Origin of the sequence: Bradyrhizobium sp. JR4.1, from assembly GCF_040548605.1 — a bacterium.
GTDB classification, from domain to species: Bacteria; Pseudomonadota; Alphaproteobacteria; order Rhizobiales; family Xanthobacteraceae; genus Bradyrhizobium; species Bradyrhizobium canariense.
This window is the reverse complement of sequence record NZ_JBEPRY010000031.1, coordinates 68,690-76,296: the sequence shown is the minus strand read 5'-3', so window position 1 is coordinate 76,296 and position 7,607 is coordinate 68,690. Positions and strand designations below refer to the sequence as shown.

General features: G+C 57.3%; 4 protein-coding genes and 3 pseudogenes. 2 read left to right on the top strand and 5 right to left on the bottom strand.

The genetic code is table 11. The annotated features are described in order from the left end of the window. Nucleotides 1-338 precede the first annotated feature (338 nt). Nucleotides 339-512 (top strand): annotated as a pseudogene (locus ABIB90_RS36660) (transposase); the annotation flags it as partial. Nucleotides 513-958: 446 nt separating this feature from the next. Then, nucleotides 959-1,680 (top strand): annotated as a pseudogene (locus tag ABIB90_RS36655) (IS5 family transposase). A 67-nt stretch (nt 1,681-1,747) separates the two neighbouring features. Here ABIB90_RS36655 and ABIB90_RS36650 read toward each other — a convergent pair. The 5 genes and pseudogenes from ABIB90_RS36650 to ABIB90_RS36630 form a co-directional block, all read right to left on the bottom strand. Further along, on the bottom strand, nt 1,748-2,803 hold the full coding sequence (locus ABIB90_RS36650) for a glycosyltransferase family 4 protein (RefSeq protein WP_354170951.1): 1,056 nt from the start codon (nt 2,801-2,803) through the stop codon (nt 1,748-1,750). Between the two features lie 1,469 nt (nt 2,804-4,272). After that, nucleotides 4,273-4,650: pseudogene (locus ABIB90_RS36645) on the bottom strand (DUF5681 domain-containing protein); the annotation flags it as partial. Between the two features lie 60 nt (nt 4,651-4,710). Next, nucleotides 4,711-4,869 carry a hypothetical protein gene (locus ABIB90_RS41735; protein ID WP_502917049.1) on the bottom strand — a complete coding sequence of 53 codons (159 nt, stop codon included), beginning with the start codon at nt 4,867-4,869 and terminating at the stop codon, nt 4,711-4,713. Further along, a complete protein-coding gene (locus ABIB90_RS41730) occupies nt 4,866-5,009 on the bottom strand; it encodes a DNA methyltransferase (protein ID WP_502917050.1) in 144 nt (47 codons plus the stop codon). Before ABIB90_RS41730 ends, ABIB90_RS41735 begins: the two co-directional genes overlap by 4 nt. A gap of 512 nt (nt 5,010-5,521) precedes the next feature. Then, a complete protein-coding gene (locus tag ABIB90_RS36630; protein WP_354170953.1) occupies nt 5,522-7,573 on the bottom strand; it encodes an acyltransferase family protein in 2,052 nt (683 codons plus the stop codon). Nucleotides 7,574-7,607 lie beyond the last annotated feature (34 nt).

Here is a 7,607-nt window from a genome sequence, read left to right as displayed (position 1 = left end):
TAAACGACTTTGAAACCCCTCGACAACCCGTTCGGCACGAGGTTGTCACCCATGTCTTAGGTACGACCTGTTACCTATGTCTCCGGTCTGGACACCCAAGCTCGCCGTAGCCTCGAACCGCGGTCCGGGGTCTCCGACTGCATGGTTCATTTGCCCTGAATTCGCCGCCCCCAGCGGCGGCATCCGCAACACGGTTGCCGCGCGGTTTCGATGCGGTCCTGAAAGAGCGTGGAGCCTGTCAGGTGGGCAGAAGCAACGGCTCGCGAAGGTCGTCGCATGAATGGCGACGCATCTCCGACTAGTTCCGTCCCAATTCTCAAAGCTCGCGTCGTTCCTCGAATGAGGCTGAAACCGATTTCCCGGCCGCGCACCGCGCCAAGCTGCACTCGACCAATCCGCTCGAGCGTGTCAATGGCGAGGTCAAGCCCAGAAGCGAGGTGGTCGGCATCTTTCCCAATGAGGACGCCATTGCCCGCCTGGTCGGCGCCATCCGGCTCGATGGAGGCAACCAGTCCGCTCGATTGATCGCGGCAAAATCGTCGATGTGGATCGCGCTGTCGAAATGCACGATCTACAGACATCATTGGAAAGAAGATGTTCGCATGATCAGGGCAGAGCAATCGCGCGGTCATTCAGGAAATTCGTGTTAAGCTTGGCGATCGGGTCAACTGTGGTGAGACGTGGGCGGCTCGAGCCGACATTTCGGAAGCCGCCGATCAGTTTGTAGAGCCGAGTTGGAACTTTCGACGTCCTTCACCGACCGCCTTCGAGCGGGCCGCGCCGAGTACGCCCGCCGAGGGTCCACGAATGCCGAGCAGGCGCTGCAGCGCAAGGTATTCCAGGGAGCAGTGGACTTGCTCAATTTGAACCGCGCAAAATGACGCCCTAAGGCCTGTTTACAGACAGGATTCCCAAATCAGTAGAAAATTGATTCAAGGCTGAAAATTGGAGGTCAGCCTTGATTCGATTGGCGTTGAGCGACGCTCAGTGGGAACTGATTGCCGGAGCTATCTGGCAAAGTCGGTGACCCCGGCAGCAGTGGGCGTGACAACCGGTTGTTTATCGAAGCCGTTCTTTGGATTGCGCGCAGGTTCGCCCGTGATCTGTCGGAAACCTTGGCAAGTGGTTCAGGGTCTATACACGCTTCTGGCGATGGGCGCAGAAGGGAGTCTGGGAGCGCGTTTTCAAGGCCCTCTGCGATGATCCCGATTTCGAATATGTCCTCGTCGACGGCACACTCGTCCGGGTCCACCAGCATGGCACCGGCGCAAAAGGGGGACTCAAAATCAGGCCATAGGCCGCTCGCGTGGTGGCTTGACCACGAAAATCATGGCCCTGGTCGACGCCCTCGGCAATCTCGTTCGCTTCGTCCTGTTGCCCGGCCAGCGTCACGACAGCATCGGCGTCGAGCCCTTGATCACCGGCCTCGATTTTGCGGCACCGGTTGGCGACAAGGCCTTGGACAACAACTGGCTGCGCGCCAACCTGAATGAACGTGGCGCCGCAGCGGCTATCCCATCCACGGCCGACCGGGCTGGACGCATCCCTCATGACGCCGAAATGTACAGCGCCATCTGGTCGAGAACTTCTTCTGCTCTCTCCAAGGCATTCCGCCGCATCGCAACCCGCTACGAAAAGGCCGGCTTCGTTAATCTCATCGCGAGCTTCGTCGCCAGCTAATGATTGTAAACAGGCCTTAGTGCGCTCATGGGTTGTGGCGGGCTGGGCATTTTGGGGACCATGGCGCTTAAGCGGCCAGCACCGCCTCCATCAGTTTTGTGCTCTCCTGCCATGATGAGGTCGTCGTTGTCCGATGTGCGCACTCGGACATGACTTGCCATTCCTTATCGGGAAGTGTCAATATTCGAACAACGGCATCAGCCAGTCCAGGGGCATCGTCGACATCCCGCAAAATGCCATTTACGTTATCTATTATCCCTTCAGCCGGCCAGCCAACTCTGGTGGCAATGACGGGCGTTCCGCACGCCATCGCCTCCAACGCCGTCAGATTGAAACCGTCGCTGATGCTCGAAGTCAGCCAGACGTCGCATTGTGAATAGAGCTCGCGGATCTGATCTGAAGACGGCGATCGCTCGAAAGCCGAATCTCTCGGGAGCGGAAAACGCCTGGACTTTCGTTCGTTGCCGAACGAGATTACCTTGATGTTTTTGATCTTCTGCATTGCCAATTCAATGGCGCGCAGAGAAGTATGCAAGCCCTTTGGGAAGGCGGTTGAGTAGAGCAGACCGATCGTCGGCCGATCCTGCTTTTCGCGTTGGTCGGAATAAAACGTCATGCGGTCCACGGTGTTGGGCACGACCGCGACGTCCTTGTCACCATACTCCTCTTCCATTATGTTTTTCAGCCACTTTGAGACGACTATCTTCTTCAAAGGCAGCTTGTAGGTGTCACGAGAGCGGGACGGAATCGGCGGATATGTCTCGTGGCCTTGAACGAAATAAAACTTCCTGCCCTTTGATGGGGACAACGCTGTGACCCAGTCGGCTGTTTCCCACCATGTGGCCACGACTGCGTCCGAGTCAGGGACGTCACGACAAGTAATTGATCGCGCCGGCTCTATCTCGATGTGCGCGACGCCGCTTGGAGCGCGTATTTTTGGCCTGAAGATAAGCCCTCTTCCATTCTTGATCGAGCGCAATCGCTCAGTGAGGGAACGGCTCTGCTGTCCATGGGAAATGATTGTGACGCTGTGGCCTAGTCGCGCCAGTTCCCCAGCGTGCAGTAAGATCACTTTGATGCCGCCGGATAGGTTAAACGGAGGCGACAAAAAGGTAATTCTCATTTCGGAAACCCCTAGCAGCTTCGCGGCGGCCAAGCCTTTTGAACCGGTAGGTATTTGTTCAGCGATGACTCCGTGCGCCGCGGCAGAGTTTAGAGCACATTCGAGTGACAAATATAATCCTCTTTTATTCAATTAAATGTTTTTTGTCACCCATTAATTAAACGGACATGGGCGTGCAGGCCGGCTATCTAGCACCGTTGGGGCACATCGTCTCGACTGCGACCAAAGAGCGGAGGGGATGAAAACGCCAATCCGATCCCTGGCGTGCTCGCAGCGCTACGCGATTGGATTGATGGGAACGGAATGGCCTGGGGTGATGAAGGCAGAAGGCAACCAGGTTCGGTATGCGCACACGGTTCGAGGAAATGCACTAAATGCATAATGGAACACCGTCGGCATGGCGGCGGCGCTGGCGGGGTTCGCGGTAGATACGTGAGCTTACTATGCTCAGCGCGCCACTTTACACACGCCGCAAGAAACATCATCCGCGACGGGGGCACCTACACGCGATCACCTTTAGGAGCTGTACGTGTTTCGTTCTGTCTCTGAGGAGAACGTCGTCTGGACCTGGGCGCAAAGAGCAACGCGCTTTCACATTTACCTCGACAGCCGAAGGCGGCCCTTCGCTTCGGCCCCAGTCAACGAATTCCGCTAGAACTCCGTTATCGGAGGCATTTCACGGACGTGAACATGTCGAATATTAATAAGTCTGATTTCCAACTCCCGATGAAAATAATCTGACCGAGGCATTTTAAATCTGGATTTTTTTCGCGAATGACATAATTAAATGATTAAGATTTTAATGACCTGTCGCGCCTATGAGCAGCCCCGCTTCATGCGCTTTGAATGCCTCCGTTCAGAACCTCACCGTCTCGGCCGGGAGCTCTTGCACAGCTGCGCTTGGCGGGTTCGGTCTACAACGACGCAAAAAACCCCTTGGCCGAAAGTCAAGCTGGTGGGCAAAGTATGCGAATTGGCCAGAGCGACGACACTGAAATTTCGTCTTTTGCGCGCAGCCGAGCCATGGGAGAAAGCGGCCTCGGTGGGATCTTTTTCGGCATGTCTGGAAACACCTCCGCCCCATCTCCGGCAGCCAGGCTGACGAAATAACATGCCGGCGTCGCGCTGAGCTCGTTGACGACTGCGTTGTCGAGCTTTGGGACGATCCTGTTCTGATAGCCAGGTTTGAACCGGAAGAGCCGGGAAAGTAAGGACGAGAGCTGCTGAAACACATTAACAGCCAAGGTCCGGCGAAGCCTGGTCAGCTCAACCTTCGTAGCATCTGTCTCAGGAATTCCAGATCTCGCCGTATAGCTCGGTTGTCAAGATTTGCGGGAGGAGCTGCTCGGCCGCTGCTTCGCGGGTGAGCTGTTGCCGCAGGTGGTCGAGAGCCAGAGACGTTGCATTGAGTCGGTTCTGGGCACGTACCGCTCAATGAGAGGGTTCGATCCCAGACGTCCGTCAGAATGTCATCGGGGGTCGATTTCGAACTCGGGCGCACGAAGGCCCTGCCTTTTATGACCGTCTCTTCGTGTCTCGTACAGCGCGATGTACTCCAGCCCCGCGTCAAACAATTGCTCATTTCTTGAACGCTCTTCGCGCTCGGCAAGCCGCACGCCCGCGACAAATTGACTTTGAGCTTTGAGGTCGCCTCCGACCGCGGCCATGCCCTGACGGCGCACGGCAATCTCGATCGTCTTGAATTGACTAACTTTGCTAGACTCAGTGATGCGAAGCGTTCGATGAGCTTCCGCGATATATGCCTTCCCAAGGGGCGAGCGGCCAGGTTTTCTGGTTTGCGACTTCGGCGGCCGACCAAGCGGATTACCCGACTGCCCCTTTTTGAAGCGGTGCGCCTTAGGGGGCTGCGATACCCGACCTGTTGGCCGCCATCCCCTTCGCTATCGTCAGCCATTGCTAGACGTTTCGGTCAGTCGCGCCGCCAATACGTGATCGGCCGCGGCAGCAAGTTCTTGCCCGGTTCGCTCCAGTTTTCCCGATCGACCGGTGAGTTCTTCGTAACGTCGGACGATCACGTCACAGTACAGCGGATCGAACTCAATCACGCGCGCCGTTCGAGGGTGCGTTCGGCTGCGATCAGGGTTGTTCCGGAGCCGCCAAATATGTCGAGCACGATCCCGCCGCGGCGCGAGCAATCCAGGATCGCATCCTTGACGAGTGCGACGGGTTTGACGGTGGGGTGCATTTCAAGTTCGGATGATCGGGCAGCTCTACCCGACCCTGGAAGCTGTTCGGAGGAGGGTTATTGTTGTTGTGGGTGTTGCCGTCCAAGAGGATGCTCGAACGGACTGCGCCATCGATGACCATCCTTGCGTTCTCCACAAAATCGGAATGGCTGATGGTATCATGCGGAGTTTTCCCGTAGATGTAGCCTGACGCTAAAGTTAGATTGTCCAAGGTGATGCCGCTGCTACCATCGCGCATTTCAAAGGCGAGTTTGGCTCCCCTTCCCGATGCCGATTGAACCATGACCCGTGGATTTTTCGCGACCTCTTTCAAGATCAGCGTCTTATGATTTCCCGAACTAAGACAAACCGTCGAACCGCCCGATGCATTGGCCACGGCTGCCGAGACATCTTCGCCGGGGTTGACGGTTGCAAGCCGCACACCCTATCTCCGGGCGCATCATGGCGCTCACGACGAGCACATAAAACGTGACCTTCATTTATCCTTAGCCGGTTCGAGCCAGTCTATAAATCATTTGCCCCCGCTCCGCGTCTGGGCATTTAGCCTCCGCTCCCCGTGTGGACATGGTGGATATGTCGGGAGTTCCCTCATGCGTAACTCGCCGTCGATCGCTCGAGAGCTGGCACCGGGGGCACACCGGGATGCAGCCGAACGCTCAAAAACTGAGCGGAATCCCGCGCGCTCCAGACCACTTCGCAGCGTCGGTATCGCTGCCGAAGTGTTGTGCAAACTGTCCAGGAAATAGCTGAACTTGCCGTCCGACAGATGACAGAGTCGATCGGCGCAGAAAATCGTGCGCGGATCGATATACAGCGTATTCGCCTTGGCTGTCACGAGCGCGCGAATGCTCTTCTCCAGCGACTCGCGGCCCTCGGTCGAGACATCTTTCATCTGATCGAGCTGTGCCTCGACAGCGGAGACGTCCGTCAACGGTCCGATGCGCTGGATGATCGGGTTGACCTCGACCGTTACCGCCGGACCTATAACGACTACTTTTTTCGCGAGCGACTCGAAGTGGTTGACAGTCCTCTCGATGCCGTCCCGCCAGCCACCGAAACCGACTGATCCCGGAAATGCGCGAGCAGGATCCTGGCCAGCGGTCTCCCAATGCAACGAGTTATCGTACCCAAGCCAGTTCTGCGACCAGACCACCAGATCGTACCGGTCCTTCAACTCGTACAAATGATCCCTCAACTTGAGACAGACCCTGTCGGGCGAACCGTACTTGATGAGTACTGCATCCATCGCCAGCACGCATCCGCCGCGACTCACAATGTCGACGTCGGCATTGCGCATGCCTTCCAACCCCAATATCGCGGGAACGTAGTTCTGCACCATCGAGTCGCCGAAAATCAGCACTCGAGGAGAGGATCCCGTCCGCCCCACATGCACAATTCCGTCGCCATAATCGCGGAGAAATGGAAAGACGCTTTCATTTCGGTACGTGGATGCTTCGGGTGCCAGCGCGAAGCGCGCTGGCAATCCGCCTGTCGCTACCATTGACCACGATCCCACCCCGATGAGCGCGAGGAGACCGACCTGCGTGGCCGGAAACAGCCAGCGCTTTCCCTGGCCGGGCCGCACGTATCTGAATCGCTGGGCAACCATCGAGTCGAGGAGCTGGCCTGCAGCGACACTCAGCAGAAACAGCAACACCTTGTGCACCAACGACAGCGGCTCGATGGCCAGGTAAAGCCAGAATACGATGATCGGCCAGTGAGCCAGGTACGTTGAGTAGGAAATCCGGCCGAACCAGACCATCACCGGGTTTGCGAGCACGCCGTTCAGCACGAACTGCCTGCCCTGCCAGATGACCAACATGGCGCCGAGCGACGGTACGGCAGCTGCGATGCCGGGGAACGGAGTCTTGTCGGAGAATGCGATTGCCGGGACCAGTATCAGGATCAGCCCGGCTATGCCGATCGCCTGGCCGAGAACCTTGTTGCGAGTCGCGACGTGCGAGAGCCAGACGCACGCCGCGCCCATGAGAAATTGAAAGCTTCGAAACGGCAACAGGAAGTAGGCGTGGGTGGGATTCTTGGTGATCCAATATTGCGAGATTGCCAGCCCGAGCGGGATTCCAGCGGCCACGAGAGCGGCAACAGCCCAGGAGCGTTTCCCGCGGTAGAGCAAAACCAGCAGCACCGGCCAGAACAGGTAGAACTGCTCCTCCACACTGAGAGACCATATGTGCAGGAACGGCTTCGACTGCGCGGAGCTGTCGAAGTAGCTTGCAACCATCGCAAAGTAGAAGTTGCACAGAGAAATGGTAGCCAGAGCCCCTGACTTTGCCGTATCGGCCAGATGCTCGGGAGCCATGACGAGCGCCGCACCCACGAGCGAGATCAGAACCGTCACGAGCATCGCGGGCAGCAGGCGACGGATTCGTCTCGTGTAGAAGCGGAAGAACGAGAAGGTTCCCTTTTGCAGGTCCGCCAGGATCAGCGATGTGATCAGGAAGCCGCTGATCACGAAGAAAACGTCGACCCCGATGAAGCCCCCCGCAAAGCTTTCGAAGCCGCAATGGAACAGCAGCACGAGGAGCACGGCGATCGCGCGCAATCCATCGACGTCGGGACGGTATTGTATCGAAATG